At 65.1% G+C, this 14893-nt stretch carries 16 protein-coding genes; 3 read left to right on the top strand and 13 right to left on the bottom strand.

The genetic code is table 11. The features are described from left to right. Positions 1–22: 22 nt before the first annotated feature. Together BJP62_RS17290 and BJP62_RS17285 are read left to right on the top strand one after the other, a co-directional pair. Positions 23–253: a DUF1653 domain-containing protein gene (locus BJP62_RS17290; protein WP_070531840.1), complete on the top strand. Its 231-nt coding sequence runs from the start codon at positions 23–25 to the stop codon at positions 251–253. Further along, positions 250–609, top strand: a complete 360-nt coding sequence (locus tag BJP62_RS17285) for a hypothetical protein (protein WP_070531837.1) — start codon at positions 250–252, stop codon at positions 607–609. Before BJP62_RS17290 ends, BJP62_RS17285 begins: the two co-directional genes overlap by 4 nt. 261 nt (positions 610–870) lie before the next feature. Here BJP62_RS17285 and BJP62_RS17280 read toward each other — a convergent pair whose 3' ends face one another. From BJP62_RS17280 to BJP62_RS17235, 11 genes are all read right to left on the bottom strand, one after another. Continuing rightward, positions 871–1896, bottom strand: a complete 1026-nt coding sequence (locus BJP62_RS17280) for an IS110 family transposase (protein WP_070531834.1) — start codon at positions 1894–1896, stop codon at positions 871–873. 124 nt (positions 1897–2020) lie between these two features. Then, the gene (gene hslO / locus BJP62_RS17275) at positions 2021–2893 is read right to left on the bottom strand and encodes an Hsp33 family molecular chaperone HslO (protein ID WP_070531831.1); all 873 of its coding nucleotides are present in this window, start codon (positions 2891–2893) and stop codon (positions 2021–2023) included. A 177-nt stretch (positions 2894–3070) separates the two neighbouring features. After that, positions 3071–3547, bottom strand: a complete 477-nt coding sequence (locus tag BJP62_RS17270) for a YhcH/YjgK/YiaL family protein (RefSeq protein WP_070531828.1) — start codon at positions 3545–3547, stop codon at positions 3071–3073. 14 nt (positions 3548–3561) lie between these two features. Next, positions 3562–4143 (bottom strand): MFS transporter, encoded by a 582-nt coding sequence (locus BJP62_RS17265; RefSeq protein WP_070531825.1) that lies wholly within the window; start codon positions 4141–4143, stop codon positions 3562–3564. Between the two features lie 259 nt (positions 4144–4402). Continuing rightward, complete coding sequence (locus tag BJP62_RS17260) at positions 4403–4903, bottom strand: CinA family protein (RefSeq protein ID WP_070531824.1); 501 nt, start codon at positions 4901–4903, stop codon at positions 4403–4405. 13 nt (positions 4904–4916) lie between these two features. Beyond that, positions 4917–5483, bottom strand: coding sequence for an oligoribonuclease (orn, locus tag BJP62_RS17255; protein ID WP_070531821.1), 567 nt, complete (start codon positions 5481–5483; stop codon positions 4917–4919). 19 nt (positions 5484–5502) lie between these two features. Next, positions 5503–5826 carry a hypothetical protein gene (locus BJP62_RS18560; RefSeq protein ID WP_145927243.1) on the bottom strand — a complete coding sequence of 108 codons (324 nt, stop codon included), beginning with the start codon at positions 5824–5826 and terminating at the stop codon, positions 5503–5505. Between the two features lie 74 nt (positions 5827–5900). Beyond that, positions 5901–6863, bottom strand: a complete 963-nt coding sequence (locus BJP62_RS17250; protein WP_083301068.1) for an NAD(P)H-quinone oxidoreductase — start codon at positions 6861–6863, stop codon at positions 5901–5903. Between the two features lie 188 nt (positions 6864–7051). Further along, the gene (gene zapE / locus BJP62_RS17245) at positions 7052–8203 is read right to left on the bottom strand and encodes a cell division protein ZapE (RefSeq protein WP_070531814.1); all 1152 of its coding nucleotides are present in this window, start codon (positions 8201–8203) and stop codon (positions 7052–7054) included. A gap of 256 nt (positions 8204–8459) precedes the next feature. After that, complete coding sequence (locus tag BJP62_RS17240; protein ID WP_070531811.1) at positions 8460–9065, bottom strand: peroxiredoxin; 606 nt, start codon at positions 9063–9065, stop codon at positions 8460–8462. Positions 9066–9193: 128 nt separating this feature from the next. After that, positions 9194–10147, bottom strand: coding sequence for an HAD family phosphatase (locus tag BJP62_RS17235; protein ID WP_070531808.1), 954 nt, complete (start codon positions 10145–10147; stop codon positions 9194–9196). Positions 10148–10469: 322 nt separating this feature from the next. Here BJP62_RS17235 and BJP62_RS17230 point away from each other — a divergent pair, with 322 nt between their 5' ends. Next, positions 10470–12482, top strand: coding sequence for an FAD-dependent oxidoreductase (locus tag BJP62_RS17230; protein WP_070531806.1), 2013 nt, complete (start codon positions 10470–10472; stop codon positions 12480–12482). A gap of 52 nt (positions 12483–12534) precedes the next feature. Here the strand turns inward: BJP62_RS17230 and BJP62_RS17225 are convergent, their stop codons facing one another. After that, entirely contained in the window at positions 12535–13053 is a 519-nt protein-coding gene (locus BJP62_RS17225; protein WP_070531804.1) for a hypothetical protein, read from the bottom strand. Between the two features lie 262 nt (positions 13054–13315). Further along, positions 13316–14794: a DegQ family serine endoprotease gene (locus BJP62_RS17220; RefSeq protein WP_070531801.1), complete on the bottom strand. Its 1479-nt coding sequence runs from the start codon at positions 14792–14794 to the stop codon at positions 13316–13318. Between the last annotated feature and the right edge of the window lie 99 nt (positions 14795–14893).

The raw sequence follows: 14893 nt of genomic DNA, 5'->3' as shown, positions 1-14893 counted from the left end.
CGTTTTTACATGGAGAAACCGCATGACACCCCGCCCGCCGCTGCAGACCGGCCGCTACCGCCACTACAAGAACCTGAACTACGAAGTGATCGACGTGGTCCGGCACTCGGAAACCACCGAATGGATGGTGCTGTACCGCGCGCAGTACGGCGACTTCGGCCTATGGGTGCGGCCGTATGCGATGTTCTTCGAACAGGTCGTCGTCAACGGCGAACCGGTACCGCGCTTTGCCTACGTCGGCCCGGCCGAATGACTTCCCGCCGCGCTGATGATGCGGCCCGGCTCGACCTCGGCGACCGTCTCGTCAGCGCCGGGCTTGCCGGGCTGTTCGGTGCGTTCTACGGCCTGCTGCTGACGTGGCTGCTCGCCGCTCCCGTCTCGCTGCCGGCGATGATCTCAGCCTCGGCCGCGCTGTTTGCGCTCATCGGCTTCATCCGCGGCCCGGTGGTCGGCGACCTGATCGGTGCGCTGGCGCACTTCTGGTATGGCGTGTTCAACGGATTTTCGGACTACACGCCCGACACGCCACCGCGCGATACCGCCCGCACACTGAAAACGCTGTTCTATTTCGGCTTCGCCACCGGCGCACTGGTCTGGCTGGCGATCTAACACGCAGAAAAAATGTATGGTCAGCCCCTCTCCTGCAACCCCAAGGCCGTGGTGTTGGTAAAGCATGCTTGCGCTAATGTATCCGGGCTCCGCATGGGCGCGGATACGCGCCCGGCCCTCGATGAGTCGCCGCGCCTGACTGTCCTTAAAAGCCCCACAGCATTGAATGCTGGATTTTTGGCCAGGTTCTCAGCCAGGCAGTGTGCCGTTTACCGCCATCATGGTTTGGCATCGCAAAAGCAGGTCTGAACGGTTAGAACATCAAACTGCGTGCGGGTGGGGCTGGTATTGCCCGCCCTTGGCCAGCACTGCCCAGACGATCCGCGCCAGCTTGTTGGCCAAGGCACAGGCCACCACATTGCTATGCCGGCGGCCGAGCAGGCCACGCAGCCATGCGCCCAGCGCATCGTCACGCCGGTCGGCGCGTTGCATCACTGCGCGGGCGCCTTGCACCAGCAGCCGGCGGAGGTGCTTGTCGCCGCGCTTGCTGATGCCAAGCAAGGTCTGCTTGCCGCCGGTCGAGTATTGCCGCGGCACCAGCCCCAACGAGGCCGCAAAGTCGCGACCGCACTTGAACTGCGAGGCGTCACCCGCCTCGGCGGCCAGCGCACTGGCGCTAATCGGGCCGATGCCGGGAATGCTCAACAGCCGGCGGCCGGCGTCGTCGTCCTGCAGTTGCCGAGCCAGCTCCGCCTCGATGTCCTTGATCTCGGCGCTTAGCCCCTTGATCCGGGCGTGCAGCCGCAGCAACACCTGCACCAGCCGGGGCGGCAGTGCGTGAACCGGATCATCCAGCAGTGCCGGCAGGCGCTGGATGCTCGCCATGCCGATCGGCAGGCTCACGCCGAATTCCAGCAGGAAGCCGTGCACCTGGTTGATCGCGGCGGTGCGGTGGGCGATCAGCGATTCGCGCAGCCGGTGCAGCGCCGAGAGCGTTTGCTGCTCCGGCGTCTTGACGGCGACGAAACGCATCGACGGCCGGGCAGCGGCCTCGCAGATTGCTTCGGCATCGTTGTAATCGTTCTTGTTGCCCTTGAGAAAGGGCTTCACGTATTGCGGCGCGATCAGCTTGACCTGGTGACCGGACTCGGCGAGCTTGCGCGCCAGCCAGTGGGCCCCGGCGCAGGATTCCATCACCACGGTGCAGACCGGGGTATTCGCCAGAACATCGATCAGTTGCCGTCGGCTGTACTTCTTGCGCAGCACCTGATGGCCATGCTGATCCTGGCCGTGAAGGTAGAAGGTATGTTTGCCGATATCGATACCGAGCAGTGCGACGGAGGTCATGGCGCGTACTCCCGAAATGAGAAAAGCCCAACAAGTGTGAACCTGCTGGACTTTAGGGTGGTCAGGCTGACCATCTCATTAGCCCCGGCGTGCCGGGGCTTTTTCGTTGCCGGCGACGACGGGATCAGTGCAGCTGGCCACCGATTTGCGCCGTGCCGTGGCCGGCAAACAGCTGTTCGACGTCGACCAGATCGAAGTGGTAACCCTTGCCGCAGAACTCGCAGGTGACGTCGACCGAGCCCTTTTCGGCCAGCACGTGGTCGACTTCGTCGCGGCCGACCATCTCGAGCATGCCGCCGACGCGCTCTCGCGAGCACGTGCAGGCAAAACGCGGCATGACCGGGTCGAACACGCGGACCTGCTCCTCGTTGAACAGCCGGTACAGCACGTCGCGCACCGGCAGGCCGAGCATTTCTTCCGGCGTGATCGTCTGCGCCAGCATCTGGATCCGCTCCCACGCATCCGGGTCGCCGTGGCCGGCGGGCATCTTCTGGACCATCAGCCCGGCCGACATGCCGTCGGCACAGGCCAGCCACAGCCGCGTGTCGAGCTGCTCCGAGTGCTTCATGTAATGCTCGATGATCTCGGCCACGCCCTGCCCCGGTTCGAGGCCGACGATGCCCTGATACGCCTCGCCCTCATCCGGGTCGAGCGTCAGCATGAAGCGGCGGTCCTTGCCGAGCAGTTCGGCCAGCGAGACGTCGGGAATATCGCCGTCCCAGCGCGCCATCGCGCGGATGGTGTTGTCGCTGGTCACCTCGACCACCAGCAGCCGGACCGCGCCGGTGCCGTGCAGCTGCATCACCAGCGTGCCTTCGAACTTCAGCGTCGCCGACAGCAGCGTCCCGGCCGCCATCAGCTCGCCGATGAGGCGCGCCAGTACCGGCGGGTAGTCGTGACGCGCGAGCACTTCGCGGTAGCTGGCGTCGAGCTTGACGATCTCGCCGCGCACCGGCGCATCGTCGAAAAGGAAACGTTCAAGCGTGTCTTGGGTCATGGTTCTCTGCCGGCCGTGGCCGGGTACTCTCGATTCAAATTAAAAAGCGCGGCCGGCAAAACCCGGCGCAGCGGTGCTGGCAAGGCGTGCGAACACGTCCCAAAGGGACTCCCTGCGGTCGCAACAGTACAAACGCGTACGGCAAGCGAACACAGCCAGCAGGTTTTGCGGGCCGCGCTACAGGCCGAGCAAGGCGCGGTCGATCTTCACCACCACCTTGCGGATCGTCATCGACTCGCCGACGCACCGGCCCGGCCGGTGCAGCTCGCCCGGATAGAACACGACGAAATCGCCGGGCTGCAGGTTCAGGCGCTGTTCGTTTGCAGGCGTCACATAAAACGCGATATCGCGGCTGTCGTAGAAATCATCGACGACGGCCAGCCCCGGATCGGGCGCAGCAACACCAAAGCCTTCCTCGCCAGCAAGCAAGAGCTGGATGTCGGCGTAGCGGCGGTGCGCTTCGGGCCGGCCGGCGTCGAACGGCTGGGTGATCATTTCCTGGATCATGAAGAACAGCCGGTCGCCGTCGATCTCGTAGCGGCCGGCCGGCATGGTGTTCAGGTCATGCGCCGCCAGCGCCTCAAGGGCGCGGTTGACCGCATCGGGCAGCACCGCGCGCTGCTGGGGCCAGTGGGTAAGCTTACCGAGGTACATGTGTCGTTCCCGTGTCAGTCGTCGGCCCGGCCGAAATCGAGCAGATATTCGGTCATGGGCAGGCTGGAGCTGATGTCGAAGGTGCAGCCGGCCTCGACGCCGATGCGGGCGATGTCCAGCGCATTCAGGTCGTCGCGGCCGTACACCGCCTGCATCGCGCCGAGCGCGTAGTCGCGGCCGCTGCCGATCGCCCAGAAGCGCTCGTACTCGTAGACCTCGCGCAGGCTGTAGACGCCGAAAATGCCGTGGCTGTTGGCGATCAGCGCGGTCAGCTGGCTCGATTCGTACGGATCGTCCTCTTCCTCGTCGGGCTTGAGGAAGAAGTCCTCCTTGAGCTTCGGATGCAGCTTGCGGAAGCTCTCGAAGATCGCCACGCGGCTGGAGAAATCCAGCGTCTTGGATTTCTTCAGTGCGGCCTGCATCACCAGATCGTGCGCGGCGCTGCCCGAAATCGAGAAGTAGCTGCCGTGCGACTTGAAGATCTTGTTCCACTGCGCATCGAACCCCGCGCCCAGCGCGGTATCGCCGAAGGTGGACTGGCTGTCGGCCGCAATCGCGACCTGATTGTTTTTTCTGACAACAACAACAGTAGTCATCGATTTCCCTTGATCAACGGCAGCCGCCGGCCGGCCCAATACGGGCAACAAACGCCGCATCGCAAAGCGTTGACGCGCTGTCGGTCGCAATCGCGACCTGGTTGTTTTTTCTGACAACAACGACGGTAGTCATCGATTTCCCTTGATCAACGGCAGCCGCCGGCGGGCCCGATACGGGCAACGAACGCCGCATCGCAAAGCGTTGACGCGCTGTCGGCCGCAACCGCGGCCTGGTTGTTCTTGCTGACGACGACGGCGGTCACCGGCTTTCCTTGATCAGTTGCACGAGTTTGCCCAGAGCATGGACGACAGCCCGATGGCGGACGTCGAAGCGATCGCCGCCGAACACGCAGCGTTCGGTGACGATGCCCAAGGGCGAGCCCCAGGCGAACCAGACGGTGCCGACCGGCTTGTCGTCGCTGCCGCCACCGGGGCCGGCGATTCCCGACACCGCGATCCCCCATTCGGCGCTTGCGGCCGCCATCGCGCCCTGCACCATCGCCGCGACGACCGGCTCGCTCACCGCGCCGAGGCCCTGGATGAAGGCCGGTGGCACGTCGAGCATGTCGACCTTGGCGCTGTTGCTGTAGGTGACGAAGCCGCGGTTGAACCAGTTGCTCGATCCGGCGATGTCGGTGATCGCGCCGGCGATCAGCCCGCCGGTGCACGATTCGGCCGTGGTCACGCTCTGGCCGCGCGCCAGCAGCAGCCGGCCCAGCTCGGTGGCCAGCGCTTCGGTATCGAAGATGGGGGCGTTCATCGCATCCACAAGCTCAATCGACCAGCAAGGGCGACACCGGCGCCTTGAGGAAGTGCTCGCGGTAGAACTTGAGTTCGTCGATCGACTCGTAGATGTCGGCCAGCGCCTCGTGGCGCGCCTTCTTCTTGAACTGGCGGTGCACGTCCGGCTGCCAGCGCTTGCACAGCTCCTTCAGCGTCGAGACATCGAGGTTGCGGTAGTGGAACCAGACCTCCAGCTTGGGCATCCAGCGCGCCATGAAGCGGCGGTCCTGGCAGATCGAGTTGCCGCACATCGGGCTGGTCCGCTGCGGCACGTACTGCTGGATGAAGGCCAGCGCTTCGGCTTCAACCGCCTCGACGCTCAGTGTCGATGCCTTGATCCGGTCGATCAGGCCCGAGCGGCCGTGGGTCGACTTGTTCCAGTCGTCCATCGCGTCGAGCACGGCATCGGGCTGGTGCACGGCCCAGGCCGGCGATTCGGCCACGGTGTTCAGCTGGCTGTCGGTGATCACGATTGCCAGTTCGATGATCTTGTCGTTCTGCGGATCAAGGCCGGTCATTTCCATGTCCAGCCAGATCAGGTTGTTCTGATCAACCATTTATCGTCCTTTCCGTTGGTCAGCACCGCTTTGGCGGTGCTGGAATGTCATCCGGGATTTTAGCACCGATGGCGGGGTGGCCCGTTCGCCGGCCCGACTCACCGGTACTTTCACCGCCCGTGCCGGACAGCCGGCAAGCGTACATTTGAAAACAAACCGGCCGTTTCAATTGCTGCACTGCAGCACTATGCTGAAACCGGATGCCGCCCTGCCATGCGGCACTCCTGTCCTTCTCCCCGACGATCATCGCCGGGGTTTTTTTTGCCGCTTCAGAGCCGCCGATACCCAAGGGCACGTCCTGCCGGGCGCAAACCCGGTGCATGCCGGCAAGGCGTACGAACACGTCCCAAAGGGACTCGCTGCGGTCGCAACAGTGCATGCGGCAGTACAACGACACCGGCAGGGCGTTTTAGCCGCCTAGGCCAGGCGCAGCACCACCTTGCCCTGATTGCGGTTGTCCGCAACATAGGCGTGCGCCGCCCGCACGTCGGCAATATCGAACACCCGGTCGAGCGAGGGCTTGAGCCTGCCGGCGATGATGTCCGGCAGCAGCTGTGTCGCCAGCGCATTCGCCAGCTTTGCCTTCACCGCCAAAGGCTGGCTGCGCAAGGCCGATCCCTGCACGCGCTGGCGCTTGACCAGCAGCAACCCGAGATTCAGTTCGGCCGCCTTGCCGCGCAGCAGGCCGATGACGATGATCCGGCCGTCACGGTTCAGGCACAGCTGGTCGCGGCCGAGGTAGTCACCGCCAACGGTATCGAGAATCAGGTCGGCCCCGCCGCCCGCTTTCACTTCGGCGACGAAATCCTGCTCGCGATAGTTGATCGCCCGGTCTGCTCCGAGCGCCGTGCACCAGTCGGCTTTTTCCTTGCTGCCAATGGTGACGACGACGTCGGCGCCAAGCCGCTTGCCGAGCTGGATTGCCGCCGCGCCGATGCCGCTGGCACCGGCGTGCACGAGCAGCCGCTGGCCGGCTTGCAGCTCGCCGAGTTCGACCAGATTGAGCCAGACGGTCATCCACACTTCTGGCAGGCTCGCCGCCTCAAACCAGTCCAGCGCTTCGGGTTTGCGGACCGCCAGCAGCGCGTCGAGCACGCAGTACTCGGCGTAGCCACCGCCGGGGACGAGGCCGAACACGGCGTCACCAACGGCAAAACCGTCGGCGCCGTCGCCAACCGCGACGACCTCGCCGGCGATCTCGAGCCCGAGCACCGTCGATTCGCCCGGTGGCGGCGGATAGTGGCCGGCGGCCTGGACGAGATCGGCACGGTTGATCCCGGCGGCGCGAACGCGAACCAGCAGCTGGCCCGGCCCGGCCACCGGCCGCGGCAGCGTTCCCCACACCAGTTGCGGGTAATTTTCCGGCAGGATCGCATTCATCGTTTCGGCCATAGCCACCTCAAATCAGTGCATTCAAACGCACCGGGAAACCGTCGCGAACCGGTGCAAGGTGCCGACACAGGAACAGCCGGAATGGGCATGGAGCCCATGAGGAAGCTCGATGGCTGTCCTCCACGGAATACGGCGAGGCGCGCACAACGCAGCGCCAGCGCAGCAGCGCTGCGTTTTCAGGTCTCGGAAATCCCCGCCAGTTGCTCCTGCACGCTCTGGTGCGGCAGCGCGAGGTATTCCTTCGACTGCATCTCGGTCAACCGGCTGGCGGTACGGAAGAACTCGCTCGCCTGCGTGCCTTCGGTATACAGCTCGTCGACGCCGACCGCCGCCGACAGGATCAGCTTGACGCGATGGTCGTAGAGCACGTCGACCAGCCAAGTCAGGCGCCGCGCCTGGTTCGAGGTTGCCGGGCCGAGCTTCGGAATGTTGGCGACGATCACCGTGTGGTAGCGCCGCGCCAGCTCGAGGTAGTCGGCCTGCGCGCGGCCGTCGCCGCACAGCACGGCAAAATCGAACCAGACCACGCCGTTGGCGTGACGCAGCGCGACGATCTTCCGGCCTTCGATCGTCAGCGTTTTCGGCAGCGGCGCGCCCACTGCCACGGCATCGAAGATCGCCGCCAGCTCGGCGTCGGCATCGACACCAGCCGGGCTCAAATAGGTGCGCGCCTTCGACAGCGTGCGCATCCGGTAGTCGTTGCCCGAGTCGATATTGAGCACGTCGAGCTTTTCTTTCAGCAGCGCGATCGTCGGCAGGAAGTTGGCGCGCTGCAGCCCGTTCGGGTACAGGCCGTCCGGCGCGTAGTTGCTGGTCGCGATCAGCACCACGCCGCGTGCGAACAGCCCTTCCATCAGCCGGCCGAGGATCATCGCGTCGGCGATGTCCGAGACGTGGAATTCGTCGAAGCACAGCACCCGTACCGACTTGGCCCATTTGGCGGCGACGCCGGCCATCGGATCATCGGTGCCGGCCTGCTTTTTCAGTTCGGCATGGACTTCCTGCATGAACTGGTGGAAATGCAGCCGTTTCTTGCGCTTGTACGGCAGGCTGGCGAAGAACGCATCCATCAGGAAGCTCTTGCCACGGCCGACGCCGCCCCAGAACCACAAACCGCGCGGCAGCGCCGGTTGCGGCAGCAGCGATTTGCCGAGAAAACGGCCGCGCTTTCGTTTGAACTCGACCAGCTCGTGCCATAGTGCATCGAGCCGGCCAATGGCTGCGGCCTGCGCGCCGTCGGCGATGAAGCCTTCCTGCCCCTTGAGCCCGTCGTACCAGGCTTGCGGGCTCTGCCCTTCCTGCGGCGGGGCGATCACGTGTTGCGACATGCGAAAAACCAGATGACAGCAAAGCGGCAATTATGACCGATCGGAAAGCAAAAAGCGCCGCCCGGGGGCGGCGCTCTTCGCGCAGGCTGATGCTTCATGCACCTATTTTTACTCAAACCCGTCTCAGTCGGTGAGCGAGCCAAAGCAGTTTGTTTCCGCCCGAAGCGCAGGAGCCGGAATGGACATCAAGTCCATGAGGACTCCGAGCATCGGACGGGAGCAAAATGCGCAGGCGCAGCCGCCGAATGAGATGGGTTTACAGGGCGGCGGCTTCTTCAGCCAGATACTTGGCAACGCCGGCAGCGTCAGCCTTCATGCCCTTCTTGCCCTTGTTCCAGCCAGCCGGGCAGACTTCGCCGTGTTCTTCGGTGAACTGCAGCGCGTCGATCACGCGCAGCATTTCGTCGATGTCGCGACCCAGCGGCAGGTTGTTGACGACCTGGTGCTGAACCACGCCGGCCTTGTCGATCAGGAACGAGCCGCGCAGCGCAACGCCGGCGCCGGCCAGTTCGACGTCGAACGCCTGGCAGATTTCGTGCTTGATGTCGGCAACGAGGGTGTAACCGACCTGGCCGATACCGCCCTTCTCGACCGGGGTGTTGCGCCATGCGCTGTGGGTGAAGGCGCTGTCGATCGACACGCCGATCACTTCGACGTTGCGCTTCTTGAACTCTTCAAGGCGGTTGTCGAAGGCGATCAGTTCGGACGGGCAGACGAAGGTGAAGTCCAGCGGGTAGAAGAACACGACGGCGTACTTGCCTTCGGTGGCCTTCTTGAAGTTGAAGTTGTCGTCGATCTGGCCATTGCCGAGCACGGCAGAGGCGTTGAAGTCCGGAGCGTTTTTGCCAACGAGTACGGCCATGGGAATTCTCCTGAATCGGTGTGAAAAAAATCGCGTAAAAGATAGTCGCTGCGCCGGCGGGCTGTCCAATCAGCATTGTTGATGCAGCCGATAGGCTCTGCCTATCCGCCGGCCTCCGGACAGTATATCTAGTACAACATGTCGCGAGCGTGAAGCACCAGCGCGCTCGGTTCACTCTGGCCGGCCTGCTGCGGCTGGGCGGCGGCGCGGGTGGCGGTCGCCCCCTGGCGCCAGTCGCGCCCCGCGTCGACGACCAGCCAGCCGAGATTCAGCGCGGCAGCCTGCGCCTGTTCGGCACCGTCGCCGCGATCAAGCAGCGCAACGAAGCGGGTCCGGCCGGCCGACACCCATTGCAGCAGCGGCAGGTCGGCATCGCTGTCGCCGAAGGCCAGCACCGGTCGCCGGCCGATCGCCCGCTCGACCGCCACCGGCTTGGCCGCGCCGGTCAGGACGGTCTCGAAGGCCGGGCTGCGCACGATGGTCGCGCCGCCGCCCTGCACCGCCAGCCTGGCCTTGAGCGTGCTGGCGACCACCTGTTCGGGCGACACCCCGTAGACGCGCTCGGCCCACGGGCGGACGAAGCCAATGTCGCCGCTCGACACGATCCAGGTCTTGAAGCCGCTGGCGCGCAGATAAGCGATCAACTCGCTCATCTGCCGATGGCCCTGCACGCGGCCCGATTCGGCCAGCCAACGCTGCACGCGCGCCGTCAGCGCATCGACACTGCCGTCGTGCGTTGCCGCAATCAGCGTCTGGGCGTCGGCGGCGCTTTTCACCGGCTGGCCGGCCAGCACGGTGCTGAACGGCGCTGTCTTCGCCCATTCCGGGTGCTGCGGCGCCAGCCGTCTGACTTCATCAAAGGCAAATGCCAGCTCGGCACTGCTGGCGTACGCCAGTGGCTCGTCGACGTCGAACACCGCCACCCGGGCCTCGGGCGGCAGGTAATCCGGCGTTTTTTCCTTGACGACGCGGGCGACGAAACCGGTGATCGCCGTCTTGCTCGCGCCGTCCTGCCACGACGGCAGCGGATCGGCATGAGCGGTTGCGGCGACGAGCATCAGGAGGGCAAGCAGGCGGGACATGGGCAGCTCCACGGCAGGGACTTGGTCCAGCTTAGAGCGGCCACCAAAACCCTGCTGGCTGCGTTGTAATCGCTTGCCGTACTTACCTGTACTGCCTTCGCTTCGTACGCCTTACCAGCACCGCTACGCTGAGTTTTGTTAGCGGCTCTTAGAGCGGCAAGCCGCCGGCTGCCGGACCCGTGTACCGGAATTGGCCGGCGTGCCTGCCGTTTGAAAACCCCGCTTGGGGGCAAACCCCGACTACCGCTTGCCGCGCCCCGGCGCTAGGCTCAAAATTCAAACAGTCTTTTGAAACAGTCTTCGCCGCACTACCGGAGCCGACATGACCGCCTACCCCCACCTGCTCGCCCCGCTCGATCTGGGCTTCACCACGCTGAAGAACCGCGTGCTGATGGGCTCGATGCATACCGGGCTCGAAGAAGCACCGGACGGCCCCGAGCGGCTGGCCGCGTTCTATGCCGAACGCGCCCGTGGCGGCGTCGCGCTGATCGTCACCGGCGGCATTGCGCCGAATCCGGCCGGGCGCATCTATCCGGACGCGGCGATGCTCGCCAGCGACGCCGATATCGCCCGCCACCTGCCGGTGACCCAAGCGGTGCACGCAGCCGGTGGCAAGATCGCGCTGCAGATCCTCCACGCCGGGCGCTACGCCTATCACCCGGACGCAGTCAGCGCCTCGGCGGTCGCATCGCCAATCTCGCCGTACACACCACGCGAACTGAGCCACGACGACATCCTGCAAACGATCGCCGACTTCGCCAACACCGCAAAGCTGGCGCGCGAGGCCGGCTACGACGGTGTCGAGATCATGGGCAGCGAGGGCTATCTGATCAACCAGTTCCTCGTCGAACGCGTCAACCACCGCGATGACCACTGGGGCGGCACCTTCGACAAGCGCATGCGGCTTGCGGTCGAAGTCACCCGCGCCGTGCGCGCCGCCGTCGGCGCCGACTTCATCGTCATCTTCCGGCTCTCCCTGCTCGATCTCGTGCCGCAGGGCGGCACCTTCGACGAGGCGATCCGGCTTGCCAAGGCGCTCGAAGCCGCCGGCGTCACGCTGATCAATACCGGCATCGGCTGGCACGAAGCGCGCATCCCGACCATTGCCCAGGCGGTGCCGCGCGGCGGTTTCGGCTGGGTGACCGCCGCACTGAAGCCGCACGTGAACGTGCCGCTGGTCGCGGTCAACCGGATCAATACGCCCGAGGTTGCCGAGGCGGTGCTGGCCAGCGGCGCCGACATGGTCTCGCTCGCCCGGCCGATGCTCGCCGATGCCGATTTCGTCGCCAAGGCCGCGCGCAACGCCGCCGACGAAATCAACACCTGTATCGCCTGTAACCAGGCTTGCCTCGACCACGCGTTCGAAGGCAAGCCGGCCAGCTGCCTCGTCAACCCGCGCGCCGGCCGCGAGACCGTGTTCGTGATCAAACCCACCGTTGCCAAGCAGCGCGTCGCCGTCGTCGGCGCCGGCCCGGCCGGCCTGTCGGCGGCGCTGACCGCCGCGCAGTGCGGCCATGCGGTGACGCTGTTCGAGGCGTCGGACGCCATCGGCGGCCAGTTCCGCCTCGCCAGTCATGTGCCGGGCAAGGAGGAATTCCGCGAAACGCTGCGCTACTTTGCGCGCCAGCTCGAACTGGCAATGGTCGACATCCGGCTGAATTCGCCGGTGACCGCCGCCGATCTCGCCGGCCATTTCGATCACGTGGTGGTCGCCACCGGCGTCAAGCCGCGTGTGCCCGAAATCACCGGCGTCGACCACCCCAAGGCGGTCACCTATCCGGACCTGCTGTCGGGCAAGGTCGCACCGCAAGGCCATGTCGCCATCGTCGGTGCCGGCGGCATCGGCGTCGACACCGCGGTGTTCCTGTCCGAAACCGGGCACGGCGACCACGCCATCGACGACTACCGCAAAGACTGGGGCATCGATGCGACGCTGACCCATGCCGGCGGCCTGACCCCGCCGCACGCCACGCCATCGCCGCGCGAAATCTGGCTGCTGCAACGCCGCAAGGGCCGCCCGGGCTCGGGCCCCGGCAAGACCACCGGCTGGGTACACCGGCTGGAACTGCAGCACCGCGGCGTCCACCTGCTCGGTGAAGTCGAATACGTGCGCATCGACGACGAAGGCCTGACGATCCGCCACGGCGGCAAGGAGGAAACGCTGCCGGCCGATCAGGTGGTGATCTGCGCCGGGCAGGAATCGGTGAACGCGCTGTACGACGAGCTGCTGGCGCTCGGCGTCACCGCCTACCGGATCGGCGGCGCCGAGAAGGCCGGCGAACTCGACGCCAAGCGCGCGATCGAGGAAGGGATGAAGGTCGCGCTGGCGCTGTAAACGGCAACCCGATCCGAATGCGACGCGCGCGCGGCCGGATCGGGGCCACGATTCAGTCGGGTAGGCGCTCGGCGGGTATCTGGCCGGTCAAAAAGCCATGTAACAACGCCAGCGAAGCCGCAAGTATCTCGGGCTCAGCGCTGTAGAGCCCGAGCGGCAGTATCCGTTGCCCGCGCTTGCCCTCGATGTGGAACAGCAGACCGCATACGTTCTGGATACAGCCGGGCGTCGGATCGACCATGCTGGCCCACGTCTGGGTCTTGCGGCGGAGACCATAGCTGATGCTCTGCTCGGTGATATGCAGATCGAAGTACCTCGGCTTGAAGAGTATGCCCAGCAGCCCACACAAAAAAGCAGCACCAAGCAGCAACAAGACGTAGCCACCAAGCCGGACGAGCCACGGCATACCGTCATCCTGCATATCCCACAGTAACAACGCACCAAGGCCCAGAAAAAGCACCCCACCTGCACCGAAGGTAATCAATGTAGCGCCTTTTCGTGCCGGCAGTGTCATTGGCAGGGTGAACTCGGCCAGAATTTCCTCATCCCCGATATCTGCATCCTGCTTCATTGCCAATCCTTAATGAATTAGAAAGCATGAAATATATCGGCCGAAAGACTGCCAGGCAATAACCGCATACCTCATCGCGAAAGCTCGGGTACACAGCAGCGCAGCCAACATACAAATGCCCCGTTCCCGAGGGCGTTCTTCATCGCGAAGACTGAATCGCACTGGCGCGCTGAACAGCAAAACGGGCCGCAGCGCGGCCCGTTATGAACAAGAGAAAGGCCAGACCGGCCCCTCAACCGGTCCAGCCTGTTACCCCAGTCAACTATCCCAGATCCAGCGGCACGAAAATCTGCGCATCGTCACGCTGGATCAAGAGCGCGATGCGCTTGCCGGCCTTGGCGGACAGGCTGCGCAATTGCTCGACAGAATTCACCGGCGTGCCGTTCAGCGCCAGCACCACATCGCCAGGCTGGATGCCGGCCTTGGCCGCCGGGCCTGTGACCTGGCCGACGACAAGGCCGCTGCCGATGCCGCTTTCGGCCTTTTCCTGCGCCGTCAGTGGCCGTACCGCCAGACCGAGCTTGGCCTGGCCTTCATCGCTCACAGCCTGCGCCACCTTGGCGTCCTTGGCCGCATCGATCTTCACTGACAGCACCTGCTCCTTGCCGTCGCGCCAGATCGTCATCGGCACGGACTCGCCCGGTTTTACGCTGGCCACCAGCGGCGGCAGGTCGCCCGATGCGGTGATCGGCTTGTCGCCGAACTTGAGCACGATGTCGCCCGGCTTCAGCCCGGCCTTCGCACCCGATCCGCCCGGGTTCACACCGCTGATCAGCGCGCCGTTCGGCGACTTGAGCCCGAACGAATCGGCCAGCGACTGATCGACGTTCTGCACCATCACGCCAAGCTGGCCGCGCACGACCTTGCCGTGGGCGAGGATCTGCTGCTCGACCTGCTTGACCACGTCGATCGGGATCGAGAACGACAAGCCCTGGAAGCCGCCCGAACGGCTGTAGATCTGCGAGTTGATCGCGATCACCTCGCCGGCGGCGTTGAACAGCGGCCCACCCGAGTTGCCCGGGTTGATCGCCACGTCGGTCTGGATGAACGGCACGTAGCTTTCGTCCGGCAGGCTGCGCGATTTGGCCGAAACGATGCCGGCGGTGACCGAATTCTCGAAACCGTACGGCGAACCGATCGCCAGCACCCAGTCGCCGACGCGCGACGCAGCCGGGTCTCCGAGCTTCACCGTCGGCAGATCCTTGGCGTTGATGCGCAGCACCGCCACGTCGGTCGGTTTGTCGACGCCGATCACCTTGGCCTTGAACTCGCGCTTGTCGGTCAACTTCACCGTGACCTCGCTGGCACCGTCGACGACGTGCGCGTTGGTCAGGATCAGGCCGTCCGATGCGACGATGAAGCCCGAGCCGAGGCCGCGCGTGAGCTGCGGGCGCTGCTGCGGCTGCATCGGTACGCCGAAACGGCGGAAGAACTCGTAGAACGGGTCATCCGGATCGAGCTGCGGACCTTGTTGGACATCGGCGGTCTTGGTCATGCCGGTGGTACTGATATTGACCACCGCCGGGCCGTAGCGGGCAACGATGTCGTTGAAACTGGGCAAGCCAACGGCAGCGGGTGCCGGCAGCGGCGCGGCAGGCTGGGCCACCGCCGCCGGGGCCGACGGCGTCGCACCGGCCAGTGGCAAGGCTCGGCTGCCAACAGCGCCGACCGCCCCGCCCAGCGCCGCAGCAACGACGAGCGCACTCAACTTGGGCCACCAGGTTTTTGCTTGGGTCTGCATTGCGCGAGCTCCGTATTGGTTGGGACAGGCTCAAGGTAGCGCAGCGCGACTTAAAAAAAACTTAAGGGACCGCCAGCCCGCGCTTCGGTCTGGCGGGCT

This window comes from Jeongeupia sp. USM3 (assembly GCF_001808185.1).
GTDB lineage: Bacteria > Pseudomonadota > Gammaproteobacteria > Burkholderiales > Chitinibacteraceae > Jeongeupia.
Note: the sequence above shows the minus strand (reverse complement) of the source record. Positions and strands in the feature narration are given on the sequence as shown.